Annotated in this window: 4 protein-coding genes; all 4 read left to right on the forward strand. The window is 60.2% G+C overall.

Annotated elements, in window-relative coordinates; genetic code table 11:
* Nucleotides 1-518, forward strand: a 518-nt coding sequence (gene phnC / locus UTM25_RS21725) for a phosphonate ABC transporter ATP-binding protein (protein ID WP_320715338.1), incomplete at its 5' end; no start/stop codon positions are given.
* A gap of 24 nt (nucleotides 519-542) precedes the next feature.
* A complete protein-coding gene (phnD, locus tag UTM25_RS21730) occupies nucleotides 543-1,559 on the forward strand; it encodes a phosphonate ABC transporter substrate-binding protein (protein ID WP_047059567.1) in 1,017 nt (338 codons plus the stop codon).
* A 53-nt stretch (nucleotides 1,560-1,612) separates the two neighbouring features.
* Nucleotides 1,613-2,380 (forward strand): phosphonate ABC transporter, permease protein PhnE, encoded by a 768-nt coding sequence (gene phnE / locus UTM25_RS21735; protein ID WP_320715340.1) that lies wholly within the window; start codon nucleotides 1,613-1,615, stop codon nucleotides 2,378-2,380.
* Between the two features lie 20 nt (nucleotides 2,381-2,400).
* Nucleotides 2,401-3,126 carry a phosphonate metabolism transcriptional regulator PhnF gene (gene phnF / locus UTM25_RS21740; protein WP_047653068.1) on the forward strand — a complete coding sequence of 242 codons (726 nt, stop codon included), beginning with the start codon at nucleotides 2,401-2,403 and terminating at the stop codon, nucleotides 3,124-3,126.
* The last annotated feature ends 58 nt before the right edge of the window (nucleotides 3,127-3,184 follow it).

Raw genomic sequence — 3,184 nt, forward strand, 5'->3', positions numbered from 1 at the left:
TCTTCCAGCAGTTCAACCTGGTGAACCGCCTGACGGTGCTGGAGAACGTGCTGATTGGCGCGCTCGGCAGCACCCCGTTCTGGCGCACCTGTCTGCGCTGGTTCTCCCCTTCCCAGAAGCAGGAAGCCTTACAGGCGCTGACCCGCGTCGGCATGGCGCATTTCGCCCACCAGCGCGTCTCCACCCTGTCCGGTGGACAACAGCAGCGCGTCGCCATTGCCCGCGCCCTGATGCAAAAAGCGCAAATCATTCTCGCTGACGAACCCATTGCCTCGCTGGACCCGGAGTCCGCCCGCATCGTGATGGAAACCCTGCGCGACATTAACCTGAACGACGGCATCACCGTAGTGGTCACGCTGCATCAGGTGGATTACGCCCTGCGCTACTGCGAACGCATTGTCGCCCTGCGTCAGGGACATGTGTTCTTTGATGGCGCGAGCCATCAGTTTGATAACGAACGTTTTGACCATCTCTACCGCAGCATTAACCGCGTCGAAGAGAACGCGCAGGCTGCTTAATTAAACCCGATCCGAGGAAAGTACATGAGCTACAAAGCCGTTGCCGCGCTGGCCTTTACCAGCATGTTCAGCCTCAGCACCCTGTTAAGCCCGGCGTATGCACAAGAGCAGGAAAAAGCGCTGAACTTCGGCATTATTTCGACGGAATCACAGCAGAACCTGAAACCTCAGTGGGAACCGTTCCTGAAAGATATGGAAACTAAGCTGGGGATCAAAGTGAACGCCTTCTTCGCTCCGGACTACGCGGGCATCATCCAGGGGATGCGCTTTAATAAAGTGGACATCGCCTGGTACGGCAACCTCTCCGCCATGGAAGCGGTGGACCGCGCGAACGGCCAGGTGTTTGCCCAGACCGTCGCGGCAGATGGCTCCCCGGGCTACTGGAGCGTGCTGATCGTCAACAAAGACAGCCCAATCAACAACCTCAACGATATGCTCGCCAAACGTAAAGAGCTGACCTTCGGCAACGGCGACCCGAACTCCACCTCCGGTTACCTTGTCCCCGGCTACTACGTCTTCGCCAAAAACAACGCCTCCGCCAGCGACTTCAAGCGCACGGTGAACGCCAGCCACGAAACCAACGCTCTGGCCGTGGCCAACAAGCAGGTGGACGTTGCTACCAACAACACCGAGAACCTCGACAAGCTGAAAACTTCCGCGCCGGACAAGCTGAAGGAAATCAAAGTCATCTGGAAATCGCCGCTGATCCCGGGCGACCCGATCGTCTGGCGTAAAAATCTCTCCGAAAGCACCAAGGACAAGGTCTACGACTTCTTTATGACCTATGGCAAAACGCCGGAAGAGAAAGCGGTCCTGGCGCGCCTTGGCTGGGCACCGTTCCGCCCGTCAAGCGACCTGCAGCTGGTCCCGATTCGCCAGCTGGCGCTGTTTAAAGAGATGCAGGGCGTGAAGGACAACAAAGGGCTGAAGGACGAGGAGAAGACCAGCAAAGTGGCCGCAATTGAGGCACAGCTGGAAGACCTCGATCGCCTGACCGCCGCGCTCGGTGCGATGACGAGCGTGAATAAAGCGGTGCAGTAGTGCCTTTCTCCCTCTCCCTCAAGGGAGAGGGGACTAAACCCAAAGGAGCCAACATGCAAACCATCACCCTCCCGCCGCCGAAGCGCAGCTGGTTCTCGCTCATAAGCTGGGCCATCCTGCTGGCGGTGCTGGTTATCTCCTGGAAGGGCGCGGAAATGGATCCGCTGCTGCTCTTCAAGGACGCGGGCAACATGGCGACCTTCGCCGCCGACTTCTTTCCGCCGGACTTCAGCCAGTGGCAGGATTACCTCAGCGAAATGGCGGTCACCCTGCAAATCGCCGTCTGGGGCACCGCCCTTGCCGTCGTTCTCTCCATCCCATTTGGCCTGATGAGCGCCGAAAACATCGTGCCGTGGTGGATATACCAGCCGATGCGCCGCCTGATGGACGCCTGTCGCGCCATCAATGAAATGGTCTTTGCGATGCTGTTCGTGGTCGCCGTTGGCCTGGGTCCGTTCGCCGGCGTGATGGCACTGTTCATCCACACCACCGGCGTGCTCTCCAAGCTGCTCTCCGAAGCGGTCGAAGCCATTGAGCCCGGCCCGGTGGAAGGCATCCGCGCAACGGGCGCCAACAAAATCGAAGAGATCCTTTACGGCGTCCTGCCGCAGGTTATGCCGCTCCTGATCTCCTACTCCCTNNCCAACGTCCGCTCCGCGACGGTGGTCGGCATGGTGGGCGCAGGCGGGATTGGCGTCACCCTGTGGGAAGCGATTCGCGGTTTTCAGTTCCAGCAAACCTGCGCCCTGATGGTGCTCATCATCGTCACCGTCAGCCTGCTGGATTTCCTCTCTCAACGTTTGCGTAAGCACTTCATCTGAGAAGCGAGGCTTTGTTTTCTATGCACTTATCCAGACATCCGACCAGTTACCCAACCCGCTGGCAAGAGATTGCCGCAAAGCTCGAAGTGGAGCTGCGCACGCACTACCGCTGCGGGGACTACCTGCCCGCCGAGCAGCAGCTTGCCGACCGCTATGAGGTGAACCGCCACACCCTGCGTCGCGCCATTGACCAGCTGGTCGAGCGCGGCTGGGTCCAGCGCCGTCAGGGCGTGGGCGTGCTGGTGCTGATGCGCCCGTTCGACTACCCGCTGAACGCCCAGGCGCGCTTTAGCCAGAACCTGCTGGATCAGGGCAGCCACCCGACCAGCGAAAAGCTGCTCTCGGTATTGCGTCCGGCCTCCAGCCATGTGGCGGATGCGCTGGGTATTCAGGAGGGCGACGACGTCATTCACCTGCGCACCCTGCGTCGCGTTAACGGCGTGGCGGTATGCCAGATAGACCACTACTTTGCGGACCTCGCCCTCTGGCCCGTGCTCCAGCATTTCTCCAGCGGCTCGCTGCATGACTTTCTTCAGGATGCGACAGGCATTGCGCTCAAGCGCACCCAGACGCGCATCAGCGCCCGTCGCGCGCAGGCGAAAGAGAGCAAGGTGCTCGAAATTCCCAATATGGCCCCGCTGCTCTGCGTGCGCACCCTCAACCACCGTGACGGCGAGATCGACGCGACGGAATACTCCGTCAGCCTGACCCGCGCCGACATGATCGAATTCACCATGGAGCACTGAATGCACTTCGACACCGTCACCCGACAGCGCTGGATGCGCGTGCTGGCCCACAGCCAGC

Source organism: Enterobacter sp. 61D5, assembly GCF_034107965.1.
In the GTDB taxonomy this organism is placed as follows: Bacteria; Pseudomonadota; Gammaproteobacteria; order Enterobacterales; family Enterobacteriaceae; genus Enterobacter; species Enterobacter cloacae_M.